The organism is Shewanella sp. HL-SH8, assembly GCF_051165765.1.
Lineage (GTDB): Bacteria > Pseudomonadota > Gammaproteobacteria > Enterobacterales > Shewanellaceae > Shewanella > Shewanella glacialimarina.
Genome location: NZ_CP195039.1, coordinates 4,120,030 through 4,134,487, shown reverse-complemented (window position 1 = coordinate 4,134,487; position 14,458 = coordinate 4,120,030). Strand labels below are relative to the sequence as shown.

The following is a 14,458-nucleotide window of genomic DNA, read 5'->3' as shown; positions in this document are numbered from 1 at the left end:
AGTCGCTGAGATAAGTGGTTTAAGGATGGAGTCTTTGCACGTTTTACCCGATTTAAATACTGACAACACTAGCGCAATTTATCGTGCTGAAAAATTGAATTCGTTGAGGTTACAACGAGTTAAATTAACCTTGTCCGATCAACAATATCAGTTGTTTTTGCTCATACCTTATCTTTTACAGATTAATGATTTTCAATTACCGGGTTTTATCGATGCAGTAACGCCATCGGGAATTTGCGATTTCAAATTTTCATCTGTACTCGAGCAAGCGTGTCAAGCTGCCGGCGTACCATATATACCAACAGTGTCTGAGCAACCCTATGCATTTGAAGGCATTTACGCCATGGGAAGCTCATCTAGTTTTGGTCAAAACCTCAATAGTGATGTTGACATCTGGTTAGTGCATCACATAACGTTGAGCCAGATAGAAATAGGACTACTTTATGCAAAAGCTTCTCAGTTAACCGCTTGGTTTGCTCAATTTGATTTTGAAGTAAATTTTTATCTTATTCACCCTAACCAATTCCGCGAATGCAGTTTGTATGAAAACTGCCAACCATTGGGTGAAGAACACAGTGGGTCGGTTCAGCATTGGTTGTTACTGGAAGAGTTTTATCGCACTCATATTCGATTAGCCGGCAAATATGTTGCTTGGTGGCCGGAAGCGACTGGCGATGCATTGCTGTTTTTAGGTGACTTGAAAAACTTGCCTGCTAGCGAGTATTTTGGCGCATCTTTGTGGCAGTTATATAAAGGTCTCAATAAGCCGCATAAAGCGCTATTAAAAGTATTATTACTCGAAGTTTATGCCAGCGAGTATCCGCAAAATCATATGGCCACAGAAGAAGTTTGGCAATATTGTTTAAATGATAATTTCTCTGACGATAATGATGCCTACCTTATTCTATATCAACGTATAGAGCATTATTTGTTATCTCGCCGGGAAGTTAAAAGGCTTGAAATTGTACGACGCTGTTTTTACCTTAAATGCGGCATCGCATTATCTGAACCACAACAAACACAGCATGATTGGCGCTATCAAAAACTCACAGATCTAACGGTGGATTGGTGTTGGCCAACTAGTCTACTAGTCACTTTAGACAATGCAACAAACTGGCATTCTGGTCAGTTACAATGGTTTAATCAGCAGTTAAACGAGTTGCTGCTTGCTAGCTATAAAAACCTGCTTCAATTTGCTTCTAAACATGAACTTAGCGATCGCATGCGAGTTGAAGAACTTGGCCTATTAGCGCGTAAGTTACATGGTTTTTTCAGTGATGATCCCCATACTTTGCCGCCGCTTAATCCGCTGTGGAGTCAAAATGTCAGTGAACCACAGCTCGCAGTATGGTTTTCAAAAAAGAAGCACCAATATCAATTATTTAGGGGCGTCAGTAACGCGGATAACATCATCGGGCAGCAGGCATTGTTTGTTGGAAAAACAGACTTAGATGTGGTGGCTTGGGCGGTGATGAATGGTTTGGTTACCGACAGAACATATTGGTATAGCATTGGGCGGAATAAAGCCTATGCCACCAAATTAGCACGCTTAGCCAAAGGGCTAATGCAAAATGTTAATCATACGATTGAAGTGACTAAACGCCATTTATGCCAACCTTGGTTTTATCAGCGCATCATTGTTATCGCCAATATGGATAATGATGTAACTGAGCAATGGCATGGACAAGAGATCATGGTCGATTATATGAATGGTGATATTTTGTCGCTAGGCCGTGATAAGAAAAATATGGTATCGAGTATTGATATTATCAGCTTAAATAGTTGGGGTGAGTGGCATAGCCACCGATTTGAAGGTGAATTAGCAGTGCTAGAGGCGCTATCTTTTTTAGTACTAGGATTGAAACGCGCTAACGCACAAAGTCAGTTATCGGTATTATCCTGCTCAACTAAGTTGGTCAAACAAATTCAAGACCAACTTATGCAATTGCTAAAATTATGTCATCAAACCATTCAAAATGTGACCGACAGTCAAACACTGCTCATTGAGCTCAATATGGGCAGTCAAAAATACGGTTTACATTTTAATTCTTTGGGTATGGTTTATAACGTATTAGCTAGCTCTAGAAACATGTTCCACTATAACAGGCCACGCTTAGTCACTCACCTACCACGTCCTGAACTTAATAATGAGCCATTTTCAACGGTACCAGCAATTATTCAACGTTATATAGCTCATGGTGCAAAACAGTTTTTTTTACGGCAATTAAGCCATAAGTTGGAAGTTATTCTTGTCGATGAAACTAATATACTGACCCATAGTGTGCACGACAATATGACTATAAGCCAATTAGTGAACCAGCAGAGTTTAAGTTTTGTGAAAGACAGTCACTGCGATCAGCAAGCATTTTTTAATATGCCGCAATTTTTTCGGTTAGTGAGAAAAGAGGGCTCATTGAAGGTCGAACCTTTTGGCGTAACGGAAGATGAAATGGGCTCAGCGTTCTAGCTAAACCCATTAACAGTGGTAATAGGATTAAATGGTAATCACTATCCCACCTTGCTTAGCAATTGAATCAAGTACAAATGGCACAAAATCAATGTTATTACGGGTATCTAACCATTTACCATTTTGGTAAGCAAAGTGGTATCCACCAGTGATGGTCGCTAACCAGATCTCGTGCAAAGGTTCTTGCTTGTTGATCACAATTTGCGAACCATCTTCAAAGGTCAATTGCACTAGATTTCCGCTGTAATTGATGTCTACATCCGCGTCTTGTTCGTCAATAGCGGTTTCAATAGCGTTATCGATTGCGCTGAATATTTCATCAGCTAATTGGTGAAACTCTGTATCTGTCATAGCCATGCATTTCTATCCTTTGCTTTCTGCGAGATGAATGCGATTATAAGGCCATAATTGATCAGATGCACAGATGTTGAGAAAAATGAGACTGCTTTTATTACTTTTGCTTGCTAGCCTAGTGCTAAGCGCCTGTGGTCAGAAAGGGCCTTTATACAAAACTCCCGCGCAGGAAGATAATAAAATTTCCACAGCGCCAATTACGGCTGACTTAGAAACACTACCAGCGGGATCAGACTCAACAGCTGATATACAGCAATAATATAGGAAACGTATTGTGGATTTTTTTACTTATCAAGACAGTCATTTATTTGCCGAAGGTTGCGGCGTCAGTGCATTAGCCAAAAAATATGGTACGCCACTGTATATTTATTCTCGCGCAACGCTAGAGCGCCACTGGCATGCTTTTGATAAGGCTGTCGCTAATCATCCTCATTTGGTTTGCTATGCCGTAAAAGCTAATTCTAATTTAGGTGTGCTTAATGCCCTAGCTCGCCTGGGCAGTGGTTTTGATATTGTATCTGGTGGTGAATTGTCACGCGTCTTACAAGCCGGTGGTGATCCTAAAAAAGTAGTCTTTTCGGGAGTGGGTAAAACCATTACTGAGATGGAGCAGGCATTAAAAATCGGTATTTATTGTTTTAATGTTGAATCAAGTGCCGAGCTTGAGCTATTAAATGAGGTTGCTTGCCGTTTAGGTAAAATCGCGCCGGTATCATTACGGGTTAATCCTGATGTTGATGCAGGCACCCACCCTTATATTTCTACCGGCTTAAAAGAAAATAAGTTTGGTATTGCGATGGAAGAAGCTGAGCAAGTTTTTGCCCGCGCAGCCGAGTTACCTCACTTACATGTTAAAGGGGTCGATTGCCATATTGGCTCGCAGTTAACTGAACTAAAACCGTTTTTAGATGCGATGGATCGTATGCTGTCTTTGATAGACCGCTTAGCTGAGCAAGGTATTGTGATTGAGCATTTTGATGTGGGCGGTGGTTTAGGTGTGCCTTATAATAATGAAATCCCTCCTCACCCAGACGCTTACGCCGCTGCGTTACTTGAACGGCTAGGGCAACGCCCGATAAAGTTGATTTTCGAACCTGGCCGAGCCATTGCTGCAAATGCGGGTATTTTTGTCACTGAAGTGTTATTCCTCAAAGAAAACAGCGACAAACGCTTTGCCATTGTTGATGGTGCTATGAATGACTTAATTCGTCCATCGCTTTATAGTGCGTGGCAGAATATTATTCCTGTTAACCAAACTGATGCACCAACCCAAGCTTATGATGTGGTTGGCCCAGTGTGTGAAACCGGCGACTTTTTAGGTAAAGACAGACAATTAGCGGTTAAAGCTGGCGACTTGTTAGCAGTGCGTTCAAGTGGTGCATATGGCTTTGTGATGTCATCTAATTATAATTCTCGTCCACGGGTGGCAGAAGTGATGGTTGATGGCGAACAAGATATACTGGTGCGTGAGCGTGAAACCGTGGCGCAACTTTGGCAAGGTGAACACCTGCTACCTTAATGAGTAAATGGAAAAGGAAACACCTTTGATTCAATTCACTAAAATGCATGGGCTAGGCAATGATTTTATGGTCGTTGATGGTATTACCCAAAATGTATTTTTTTCGCCAGAGCAAATACGTCGATTAGCTAATCGAAATTTTGGGATCGGTTTTGATCAATTATTATTGGTCGAGCCGCCCTATGATCCCGATTTAGATTTCCATTACCGTATTTTTAATGCCGATGGTAGCGAAGTTGAGCAATGTGGTAATGGTGCGCGATGCTTCGCTCGTTTTGTGCGTAATAAAGGCTTAACCAATAAGAATAAAATTCGGGTGAGTACCAGCTCAGGTAAAATAACCCTGCGTATTGAGCGAGATGGTTTAGTCACAGTCAATATGGGCGTACCTGTCACTGACCCGAACCACATTCCGTTTAAAGCTAAAAAGAGTGAAAAAACCTATTTACTGCAAACCCCGATGCAAACTTTTTTATGTGGTGCTGTGTCAATGGGCAACCCACATTGCGTGCTTGAAGTGGAAGATGTAGAAAATGCCGCAGTTGCGGAAATAGGTGCCATGTTAACCAACCATGAGCGATTTCCAAAAGGGGTTAATGTTGGCTTTATGCAAGTCATAAGCCCAAGCCATATTAAGCTTAGGGTTTATGAGCGTGGCGCTGCAGAAACACTTGCTTGTGGCACTGGCGCCTGTGCCGCTGTTGCTGTGGGTATACTGCAAGATAAGTTAGACAATGAAGTGCGCGTAGACTTACCCGGTGGTTCATTAACCATAAATTGGGAAGGTGAAGGTAAGTCGTTGTGGATGACAGGCCCTGCTGAACATGTATATGATGGTCAAATACAGTTGTAATATTTAGGTAGATTAATTTTTTATGAGTGAGATAACGTCAGCTGCTGATGCGGCATCAATCCAAGATACATTATTGGACGCACGATCGGGTATCGATGCAATCGGTCAAGATTTAGGCGCTGAAATGTTGGCGAACTTTCGTAACCAAGTGCTAGATGAAAATCTAGTGCGTGATTATTTACTCGACAACCCTGAGTTTTTCAATCGTCACCCTGAGTTACTGATTGCGCTTCGGTTGAATCATCATGAGCGTGGCGCGGTATCACTGGTTGAGCGTAGACAAGAAATACTGCGCCAAAAAGTGACTCAGCTCGAAGAAGAAATTACTGCGTTAATGAATGTGGCAAAGCAGAATGAACGTATATTTATGTTTAATAATGAATTGTCATTTCAACTACTGGCTTGTAAGGAGCTAAGTGAACTTAGGCAAACCTTGTTTGAAGGGTTAAAGGCTGAATTTGGCTTTACCCATGTGCGTTTAATTACCGTTCACGATATCGACAGTGAACTGGCTAACATTTGGCGTCACCGTATTCAAAATAATTACTATTTTGGCCGATTAACTCAGTCAGAATCAAAACGCTTATTTGGCAGTGAAGTTGGCTCTGTTGCGTTAACTAGGTTATCAGATGAAAATGGTCAGGTCATATTTGCCATAGCCAGCGCTGATGCGACTCATTTCCACCCTAATATGGACTCATTATTATTAAGCCAATTACGTCGTTTACTCAGCCATTTATTAGCAACATTTTAACCTAGTGGTTTGTGACGATTGGTACATGGTCAAATCTTGGTGTTGTGTTCTCCAAATATAATATTCAAGGCTATGATTTTCAAAGCTGTAGCGTTCAAGATACTGCTGCGTATCAGCATAAAGCAGGAGTCGCCGTGATGACACAAACAGATTGGCAAGCTAAGTATCGCCAATACTTGACCTTTGAGCGTCAGTTATCTGATTACACTATTCGCAATTATTTTTTTGAACTCAACCGTGCTCAATCCTTATTGGGCGAAGATATTTATTTACATAATGCTAACCGCGATCAGTTACAAAGTGTGTTAGCCAAATTACATCGACAGGGTTTAAGTCCGCGTTCAATTGCATTAAGCTTGTCGGCACAAAAACAATTTTATGCTTTTTTACTGCGTGAAAATGTTATAGCAATAAATCCTGCTAAAACCCTCAGTGCCCCCAAACAAAATAAGCCATTACCTAAAAATATGGATGTCGATGCCGTCAGCCATTTACTTGATATTGACGCTGATGATCCGCTGGCTATTCGAGATAAAGCTATTATGGAGTTATTTTATTCCAGCGGGCTTCGTTTAGCCGAATTAGCCGCGTTAAATTATGATGACATTCAGTTTGATAACGCAGAAGTTAAGGTCATGGGTAAGGGCAGTAAACAACGGATTGTGCCAATTGGTAAAGTGGCTATCAATGCGTTAAAAGTATGGTTTACCTGCCGTGAACAAGTGTTTTCTTTACATGCCAATGATGCATTGTTTATCAGTAATCAAGGCAAGCGATTATCGCACCGTAGCATTCAGGCCAGAATGAATAAATGGGGTCAAGAGCAGGCGTTATCGGTTAAAGTGCATCCGCATAAGTTACGCCATTCTTTTGCGACTCATATGCTTGAATCTAGTGCCGACTTACGTGCAGTACAAGAGTTACTGGGCCACGCAAACCTGTCTACAACTCAAATTTATACTAGCTTAGACTTCCAGCATCTCGCTAAAGTTTACGATGGTGCTCATCCTAGAGCGAAAAAAAATAAGGGCAACTCATAATGGTGCACATGTTAGCGCAGCAAAGCCAAACGGGTATGATTCAATATCAACGGCTCAAACCTTTTAAAGCCATTAGTTTTGATTTAGATGACACCCTATATGATAACAAACCCATTATTGTTAAGGCTGTTGCGGAGTCATTTAGTCTATTACACCGTAAGTACCCTAAATCGTCCCATTGGACCGCAGTTGATTGGCAGCGTTGTAAACTTGCATTGCAAATGCGTCAGCCTGAGTTAGTGCATGACACCTCAGCGGCGCGCTATGCTATGCTGCGTGAAGGGTTAATTCAGTTGGGTTACAGCGAAATTGAATCTAGCCATGGGGCGCAAGCTGGGTTAGATTGTTTTCACCACTATCGCAGTGATTTCACCATCGTCCCAGATGTGCTTGCTGCGCTTAATACATTAAAACAGCAGTTTACTTTAGTGGGTATTACTAACGGTAATGTTGATGCTAGCCGTATTGGTTTAGATACTGTCATGCAGTTTGTTTTGCATCCAGGATGTGGCGTTAAAATGAAACCGGCAGGTGATATGTTTGATTTGGCCTGTAAACAGCTGGCGATAAAACCGTCAGAATTATTGCATGTTGGCGATCACCCTAACTCAGACATTGTCGGGGCTAAAATGGCCGGATGTCAGACTGTTTGGCTAAACCCTTGCCAGCAAAAAAGGCATAAAAACCCTGCGAGTTTATTACCCCATATCGCGATTGAACAGTTGTCGTTATTGGTTAACTTGATTTAGGTTTTAGCACCACACCTGCGCGTTGTTTCATTTGATCAACTTGTTCATGACTGGCATGCATATCAGCATCACCTACTCGGAAATAACTACCACCATAGGGTTCTGTGCCGATATAGATAGGTCGAAGCTTGGGATCCACCGCAGGAACATGAATTCGAATCAACTTCTTACCCATAATTTCAATAATTTGTACATCAGTAGGTGAGAGAATATTGTGGCTGATTTTTTGCGGGTTATTAAGGATTTGCCAAATTTCACTGAGCATAGGCATAGGGTTAACAATACCCTCGATACTAAACTCTCCATGGTCTTCCTTTACCCCTAGAATAATTTCACCCCCTAAGGTATTGGCAAACGCGCTATAGGTTTCCCACATAACTTCTGGCAATTTTCCATTACCGTCGCGGCCACCAGCAAGCTTAAATTCTACTTGGGCAGACTCATGAAGATTGGCAATATCATCTAGTGCAAAAGTGGGGTAATTATGAGTACTCATAGGATTAGTCAATAATTAATATTCTCAACTTAGCTTATGAATAAATAACTGAAAAAGAAAGCTAAAAGTGAAAACAGTTATCAATACAGCATAACTGACAGGATAAAATGCTCAGATAAGAGTTTATTATCCCGTTCTGAAGTGAGCAGTCTATAGTGCCAGTGCTTTGGGAAATAGTAGATTATTTTCAAGATGAATATGCATTTGTAAGTCAGCATCAAATTCTGCCAAGGTTTTATAACAGGTGCGCCATGTGTTACAGGCACCTTCCGGTACTTGATAGTTACTCGTTATTTGTCTCAGTTTGATCAGAATATCAGCGGTATTACCATGTTCATGTTCCATCACATTAATTGGATTACCTATGTGACCAAAACAGCCATTTATCTCTTCCCCTACACTTAATGAGCGAATAGCAGGGAATAAAATCCGTTCTTCTTTCATTAAATGCGGCATTAACTCAGCCACTAATGAATTTACCCATTGAGCTAAAGGTAGTATTTCATCATGGTCATCGCCGTGGGCATTGACCATTATCTCGGTATACTCTTGCAACAATGGCGCGGTATTACGCACGTATTTATGGTGGGTAGCCTCAATGTGATTAACCAACTCAATCAATGACAATTGATCTAATTCAGCCAGCTGAGCTTGGTGTTCACACGAGCATGATTCAAGGGTAAACATTGCAATTCCAAAGATGCAAATAATAAAGCTGAATTTTAAATGCATCTTTTTGTTATGCAAGTTAATCCTGGCTAATTTGCTAAGTTAATCACAACTTATTTAGCTATTACTCTATGTGCGTAGCTGATGAAGTTTTTTTGAGAAAAGCATTAAACAGCAAACTTAGAAGGGATCTAGCCTGTTGGCGAAAATCATTCTTTAACAGCCCTGAATTTTTTAGCCATAAGCATACCTAGTAGCATAGCGATGACAAATCCAATAAATTTCCTGTCTAAACTGACTAGATTAACAATGGCAGGCCCAGGACAAATCCCGACTAAGCCCCAACCTAGGCCAAATAAGCATGCGCCGAGTAATAATTTTTTATCAATATGTGCTTTGGCCGGTAAAAAAAAGTGATCATCTAATAGCGGTTTGCTTTTCGGTTTGACAAAAAACAGGTAACCGACACTGAATACACTCAGTCCTGCCCCCATAACAATTGCCAGACTCGGGTCCCATTGGCCAAAAACGTCTAAAAAATTAAGCACTTTATTAGCGTCAATCATTTGCGCAATAATTAAACCAAAACCAAATAAGCTACCAGCAACAAAGGCAACTAATAAATGTAGAAGGGAGGTGGAGTGATTGTATTGACTCATTTATCCTCCAATTATATGGCGGCTAACAAACACAACTATTGCGGCTACTAACATAAATACTAGAGTCGCGATTATTGAGCGCACAGACATTCTGCCTATACCGCAAATACCATGACCACTTGTGCATCCACCACCTAAATAAGCCCCAAATCCCACCAGAAATCCCCCGCAAATGGTTAATCCCCAACTGGCATCTAATGTTGCAGGTAGAGTAATATTAGCAAAAGGTACTAACAACCCACTGGCAATTAATCCCCCTAAAAAAGCCCACCGCCACCTTGTATTAGAGCTATTGAATTGTAAGGCGCCACTTAAAATGCCAGATATGCCGGCAATACGCCCATTAACTGCTAGCAGTAGTAATGCACCAAAACCAAGTAATACACCGCCGATTAAAGCGCTGATGGGGGTGAATTCAGTCATATTTATTTAAGCCCATTATATAAAGGTGGTGAAGTTTATCATATGGCAAAAATTTACCTAAATATGCTTAATGAGTGATTCATATTAAGCAGGTATAATGCCGCCATTATAAAAAGTTAAGAGCCATATTGATGAAATTAAGACATGTAGATAAACCGCAATATCGTAAAATGACTAATCAAGTCCAATTTGGCATTATAGCCATTTTAGCTATTTCGTCATTAGTCTTTGGCCAAATGTTAATCGCGATATTGAGTTCGGCAACCGTCGTAGGAGGTCAGCCAACGGGCAATTTCTATTTTAATTTTGGCGGGGTAATTATGGGTCTTATGCTATGCACTTTAGTGGTAAAGCATGGCCGTAAAAAACCTCAGTATGCTGATGTCTATTACGTTTGGCAGTTGAAACAATTACAGAATAAAATTTATCGTAAGCTTAATGCGATTCAACAAGCCGCAGCTGACAATAATGTTAACGCATTAACTATATTATGTTTTTATTACCAGAGTTTAGCGATTGTTTATGAGTTAGATAACAATACCTTGACCATGACAGAAGTGAATAGACAAATCAGCGTGTTAGAACAGCAAATCCAAGATAAAAATTTGAGCTGTAATGCAGATGATTTCAGCGTAGAACAGTTAGGTGATTTTTAATTAGCAGCTTAAGCCGCAAATTTTTTATATCATTGTAGAGTTGGTACATTAATGCAAAAAGCCAAGGTTGACGCCTTGACTTTTTGTTACTGTTTTTGTTGCGAAATAGTCGATAAAAATTAAATTGCGACGCTATTAACCGTTAGCTTCACATCAATATTACCGCGAACCGCATTTGAATATGGACACACTTGATGCGCCGCCTGAACCAGCTTCACAGCGTCATCTTGCGCCAAATCTAACTCAACAGCGAGTGCAACCGTTAGCGCAAATCCTTTAGTATCATTCGGGCCAATGCCTACAGTAGCGGTTGTTGGTGCAGCTTTAATAGCGACTTTCATTTCACGCGCCACGTGTAAAATAGCGTTTGAGAAACAGGCTGCATAGCCAGCGGCAAATAGTTGCTCAGGATTAGTGTGCTCGCCAGTGCCGCCCATTTCTTTTGGATAACTCAAACCGACATCGAGTTTTTTGTCATCTGTAGTTACTTGACCATTACGACCAGCTAATGCTGTTGCTGAAGTTGTATATAAAGTTGTCATAGGAATACCTCAAAAAGTAAGTTAATTTAAGTTGCGTGCAATTTAATTGCGCTAACTATAAATGATGTTTTTGGAATGCGCAACTAAATTGTGCGCAATTTAATTTGTGTCAATTAAATAACCCAAATCCTCTATTAATATAACTCCATACTTAAGGGGGGAATTCTTAGTCAATCAAGCTCCATATCTCAACTCAATCAATCCTCTTATCTCAACCTTAGTGATGACATTTATGACTCAAAACTTAACTAAAGTTGGATGATAAAGTCTTTATGTAACGATTTTGTCATGCGATTGTCATCCTGTATTCGCACAATAGCCATGCTTGTCTGACCTGTTGCAATGATTAACATGCAGACACCATCATTGACTTAAAAGGAATATCGAATGAAAACAGGGTTAAGTCGTCGCGACTTTTTAGCTATGTCAGCCAAAGGCGTTGGCGCGGTTGTTGTGTCATATGGATTAATGGGCTGTAGCAGCGATGACGAAGAGATCTACTCTGGTCAATTTTTACAAGGCATTGCCAGTGGCGATCCAGCCAAAGATGCAGTGATCTTATGGACCAGGGTCACTCCAGATGTTGAAGCTGATATCACAGTGTCATGGGAAGTGGCCTTAGATGCTAATTTTAGCCAAATAGTCACTAATGGAGTAATGAAAACCAACGCTAAGCGTGATTACACGGTGAAAATTGATGCGGTTGGCCTTGAGGCTGGCAAAGGATACTTTTATCGCTTTAAATCGGGTAAATATGCTTCAGACGTTGGTATGACTAAAACCTTACCAGAAGGCACTGTTGATTCGGTCAAATTAGCTGTGATGTCATGTGCAAACTACCCAGCGGGCTACTTCAATGTGTATGCATTAGCGGCCGAGCGTGATGATTTAGATGCGGTTATTCATCTAGGAGATTACTTGTATGAGTACGGTCGTGGTGGGTATGCCAGTCAAGATGCGGCGGCTTTAGGGCGTGAAGTATTACCCGCTGGCGAATTATTGTTACTCAATGATTATCGCACGCGTTATGCACAATATCGTGGTGATATGAGCTTGCAAAAACTGCATTCTAAAGTCGCTTTTATCACTGTGTGGGACGATCATGAAGTCGCTAATGACACCTGGAGAGAGGGCGCTGAAAACCACAATGACAATGAAGGGGACTTTGATTTACGCAAGCAAGCGGCACTGCAGGCATATTTTGAATGGCTACCCATTCGTCCTTGGAGTGAAGGGAATCATCAAGAAATATACCGTAGCTTTAACTATGGTGATTTAGTTGATTTGCATATGTTAGATACTCGATTGCTGGGGCGAGACAAGCAGCTAGATTATGCGGATTACATGGACCCGGTGACAAAGGCATTTAATAGCGGCGCTTTTTTAGGTGATGTGACTAACGTTAACCGCACCATGTTAGGTCAATCTCAATTATTATGGTTGCAACAAAGCTTACTTGAATCGACGGCGAAGTGGCAGGTGCTAGGTCAGCAAGTGTTGATGGGTAAAATGCTTCTGCCTGCGGCTATTGCGACTCAACAAATGAGTATTCCTCAATTTGCTCAGCTGGCGGCGTTAGCCCAATTAGCCGCGCGTGCGCAGGCGGGCGACCCTACATTATCCGCGCAAGAGTTATCTTACTTACAAGCTAATCAAAGTCAGTTAACCCCTGAGGTGCTAGCCTTACTTCAATTGCCTTCTATTCCTTATAATTTGGACGCTTGGGACGGATACGCCTATGAGCGAGAAGTGATTCTGGCCACAGCTAAATCGATGCAGCATAACTTAGTGGTTATCGCTGGTGACACTCACAATGCTTGGGCAAATGAGCTAACCGACAATCAAGGTGAAGTGGTTGGGGTTGAGTTTGCGACCAGTTCAGTGTCTTCACCTGGGTTAGAATACTACTTAGGCCTATCTGATGCTGAAATGCCGGCAACTGAAGCTGCAATAGTGAATCTTATCGCTGATTTAAAATATGCTAATTTGAAAGATCGCGGTTACTTATTGCTGACCTTTAGTGCCGAAGAAGCTAATAGTGAGTGGCTATATGTGAATACGATTAAAGATAAATCATTCACCACATTAGTTGAGCGCTCTGCTTCCGCTAAAGTTAACATCCAACAACCAAAAATCATTTTTGGGTAACAATGAATCACATCAGCCGATGCCGCAGTGGCATTGGCTGATGTAGTCATGGCTATAATCTGATAGTTATAATGTGGTTGCTTAGTCTATGGTGAGGACCACAATTTTTAGTGGATGATTGTCATCAAAGGAAGGGAAGTCTTGGTCGCAATTCAGCCATTCAATATTAATGATTTTTCGACCTTGTTTTTCAACGCAGCGGACTAGGCTGTCCAACCAAGATTGGCGTTCCACTTTGGCGACATTGTTACAGCAAACAATGGTTCCGCCGGCCTTGGTGGTCAGCATTGCGGGCTTAAATAAGCCTTGATAGTCGTTAATTAAGTCGACCACCCCAAAGACGCTTTTTGCAAAGCGTGGTGGGTCTAAAAACACTAAGTCAAAAGTGGTTTTAGCGAGTTTAGGGAACTTGGGCAGTTTTTGATTACGGCGTCCGCCCACAGGTAAACCGGCTAGTTGGCGTAATGCAGGAAACGCATCGCTTTGCACAAACTCACATACAGATTCAACTTTATTCAGCGCGGCATTTTTTTGACCTGCTGCTAATGCAAAAGATGAAAAATCGACATTCATCACTCGCTTGGCCCCGCCCACAGCGGCCGCAGTTCCAATACCACAAGTGTATGAAAATAGATTTAACACTGTTTTATTGTGACTGTGTTTTTGCATGTATTCACGACCAATACGCATGTCTAAAAACAGTAATGGGTCTTGGCCTTCATGGCGTAACTTAGTGGTAAAAGCTATGCCGTTTTCATGCATCACCTGTTCCGACATCGCATAGTCTTGCGCTTCATTGACTAAGTTATTGGCGACGCGAGAATTTTTTTGCGAGCGGTCGTTATACACTACAAAATAATCACCGTGTTGTGCTAAAACCTGGGTGATTTGCTTAAGTTGATCTTCATTGAGTGTGTCATGAAATGATTGCACCAACCAAGCATCACCATAGCGGTCTATGTTTAAGCCATTGGCTCCCTCTACAGTGCCATGAAATACCCGATAACAATCAGTATTATTCAGCTTAGCTTGCGCAAAAAAGGCTTGGCGCTTGAGCATTGCTTCAGCAAGCACTTTGCTAAAATCTATTTCATCTGATTGTGTCAATAAAGGGGAAGAAGGCGTTTGA

General features: G+C 41.4%; 15 protein-coding genes and 1 pseudogene. 9 read left to right on the top strand and 7 right to left on the bottom strand.

All coding sequences use genetic code 11. The features are described 5' to 3' along the window. Positions 1–34 precede the first annotated feature (34 nt). Positions 35–2,467: a class I adenylate cyclase gene (locus ACRWQN_RS18360; protein ID WP_434939263.1), complete on the top strand. Its 2,433-nt coding sequence runs from the start codon at positions 35–37 to the stop codon at positions 2,465–2,467. Between the two features lie 27 nt (positions 2,468–2,494). Here the strand turns inward: ACRWQN_RS18360 and cyaY are convergent, their stop codons facing one another. Then, entirely contained in the window at positions 2,495–2,824 is a 330-nt protein-coding gene (gene cyaY, locus ACRWQN_RS18355) for an iron donor protein CyaY (RefSeq protein WP_226412997.1), read from the bottom strand. 67 nt (positions 2,825–2,891) lie between these two features. On the opposite strand from cyaY, the gene lptM reads away from it, so the two are divergent. The 6 genes from lptM (at position 2,892) to ACRWQN_RS18325 (ending at position 7,736) form a co-directional block, all read left to right on the top strand. Then, on the top strand, positions 2,892–3,080 hold the full coding sequence (lptM, locus tag ACRWQN_RS18350) for an LPS translocon maturation chaperone LptM (protein ID WP_434939262.1): 189 nt from the start codon (positions 2,892–2,894) through the stop codon (positions 3,078–3,080). A gap of 15 nt (positions 3,081–3,095) precedes the next feature. Next, a complete protein-coding gene (gene lysA, locus ACRWQN_RS18345) occupies positions 3,096–4,340 on the top strand; it encodes a diaminopimelate decarboxylase (RefSeq protein WP_434939261.1) in 1,245 nt (414 codons plus the stop codon). Positions 4,341–4,365: 25 nt separating this feature from the next. Next, entirely contained in the window at positions 4,366–5,193 is an 828-nt protein-coding gene (dapF, locus tag ACRWQN_RS18340; RefSeq protein WP_226413003.1) for a diaminopimelate epimerase, read from the top strand. 124 nt (positions 5,194–5,317) lie between these two features. Further along, complete coding sequence (locus tag ACRWQN_RS18335) at positions 5,318–5,947, top strand: DUF484 family protein (protein ID WP_434931954.1); 630 nt, start codon at positions 5,318–5,320, stop codon at positions 5,945–5,947. Between the two features lie 137 nt (positions 5,948–6,084). Next, the gene (gene xerC, locus ACRWQN_RS18330; protein ID WP_434927291.1) at positions 6,085–6,987 is read left to right on the top strand and encodes a tyrosine recombinase XerC; all 903 of its coding nucleotides are present in this window, start codon (positions 6,085–6,087) and stop codon (positions 6,985–6,987) included. A gap of 8 nt (positions 6,988–6,995) precedes the next feature. Beyond that, positions 6,996–7,736 (top strand): HAD-IA family hydrolase, encoded by a 741-nt coding sequence (locus ACRWQN_RS18325; RefSeq protein ID WP_434940700.1) that lies wholly within the window; start codon positions 6,996–6,998, stop codon positions 7,734–7,736. Here the strand turns inward: ACRWQN_RS18325 and ACRWQN_RS18320 are convergent. The 4 genes and pseudogenes from ACRWQN_RS18320 to ACRWQN_RS18305 form a co-directional block, all read right to left on the bottom strand. After that, positions 7,723–8,232 (bottom strand): AlbA family DNA-binding domain-containing protein, encoded by a 510-nt coding sequence (locus tag ACRWQN_RS18320; RefSeq protein WP_434927290.1) that lies wholly within the window; start codon positions 8,230–8,232, stop codon positions 7,723–7,725. The genes ACRWQN_RS18325 and ACRWQN_RS18320 overlap by 14 nt on opposite strands. 150 nt (positions 8,233–8,382) lie before the next feature. Then, positions 8,383–8,871 (bottom strand): annotated as a pseudogene (locus ACRWQN_RS18315) (hemerythrin domain-containing protein); the annotation flags it as partial. Between the two features lie 239 nt (positions 8,872–9,110). Beyond that, positions 9,111–9,560, bottom strand: a complete 450-nt coding sequence (locus ACRWQN_RS18310; RefSeq protein WP_434939260.1) for a DUF6691 family protein — start codon at positions 9,558–9,560, stop codon at positions 9,111–9,113. After that, the gene (locus ACRWQN_RS18305) at positions 9,561–9,983 is read right to left on the bottom strand and encodes a YeeE/YedE family protein (RefSeq protein WP_434939259.1); all 423 of its coding nucleotides are present in this window, start codon (positions 9,981–9,983) and stop codon (positions 9,561–9,563) included. Between the two features lie 131 nt (positions 9,984–10,114). On the opposite strand from ACRWQN_RS18305, the gene ACRWQN_RS18300 reads away from it, so the two are divergent. Next, positions 10,115–10,639 (top strand): DUF3087 domain-containing protein, encoded by a 525-nt coding sequence (locus tag ACRWQN_RS18300; protein ID WP_434939258.1) that lies wholly within the window; start codon positions 10,115–10,117, stop codon positions 10,637–10,639. Between the two features lie 119 nt (positions 10,640–10,758). Here ACRWQN_RS18300 and ACRWQN_RS18295 read toward each other — a convergent pair whose 3' ends face one another. Beyond that, positions 10,759–11,181: an organic hydroperoxide resistance protein gene (locus tag ACRWQN_RS18295; RefSeq protein ID WP_434939257.1), complete on the bottom strand. Its 423-nt coding sequence runs from the start codon at positions 11,179–11,181 to the stop codon at positions 10,759–10,761. Positions 11,182–11,568: 387 nt separating this feature from the next. Here ACRWQN_RS18295 and ACRWQN_RS18290 point away from each other — a divergent pair, with 387 nt between their 5' ends. Continuing rightward, entirely contained in the window at positions 11,569–13,329 is a 1,761-nt protein-coding gene (locus ACRWQN_RS18290; protein WP_434939256.1) for an alkaline phosphatase D family protein, read from the top strand. Between the two features lie 81 nt (positions 13,330–13,410). Here ACRWQN_RS18290 and ACRWQN_RS18285 read toward each other — a convergent pair whose 3' ends face one another. Beyond that, the gene (locus ACRWQN_RS18285; RefSeq protein ID WP_434940699.1) at positions 13,411–14,418 is read right to left on the bottom strand and encodes a class I SAM-dependent rRNA methyltransferase; all 1,008 of its coding nucleotides are present in this window, start codon (positions 14,416–14,418) and stop codon (positions 13,411–13,413) included. Positions 14,419–14,458: the final 40 nt, after the last annotated feature.

Bases quoted from the DNA above. Each gene is read 5' to 3' on its own strand.
- ACRWQN_RS18325 (WP_434940700.1), top strand. From the start codon at position 6,996: ATGTTAGCGCAGCAAAGCCAAACGGGTATGATTCAATATCAACGGCTC.
- ACRWQN_RS18295 (WP_434939257.1), bottom strand. From the start codon at position 11,181: ATGACAACTTTATATACAACTTCAGCAACAGCATTAGCTGGTCGTAAT.
- ACRWQN_RS18335 (WP_434931954.1), top strand. From the start codon at position 5,318: ATGTTGGCGAACTTTCGTAACCAAGTGCTAGATGAAAATCTAGTGCGT.
- cyaY (WP_226412997.1), bottom strand. From the start codon at position 2,824: ATGGCTATGACAGATACAGAGTTTCACCAATTAGCTGATGAAATATTC.
- ACRWQN_RS18305 (WP_434939259.1), bottom strand. From the start codon at position 9,983: ATGACTGAATTCACCCCCATCAGCGCTTTAATCGGCGGTGTATTACTT.
- ACRWQN_RS18320 (WP_434927290.1), bottom strand. From the start codon at position 8,232: ATGAGTACTCATAATTACCCCACTTTTGCACTAGATGATATTGCCAAT.
- xerC (WP_434927291.1), top strand. From the start codon at position 6,085: ATGACACAAACAGATTGGCAAGCTAAGTATCGCCAATACTTGACCTTT.
- ACRWQN_RS18310 (WP_434939260.1), bottom strand. From the start codon at position 9,560: ATGAGTCAATACAATCACTCCACCTCCCTTCTACATTTATTAGTTGCC.
- ACRWQN_RS18290 (WP_434939256.1), top strand. From the start codon at position 11,569: ATGAAAACAGGGTTAAGTCGTCGCGACTTTTTAGCTATGTCAGCCAAA.
- lptM (WP_434939262.1), top strand. From the start codon at position 2,892: ATGTTGAGAAAAATGAGACTGCTTTTATTACTTTTGCTTGCTAGCCTA.
- ACRWQN_RS18300 (WP_434939258.1), top strand. From the start codon at position 10,115: ATGAAATTAAGACATGTAGATAAACCGCAATATCGTAAAATGACTAAT.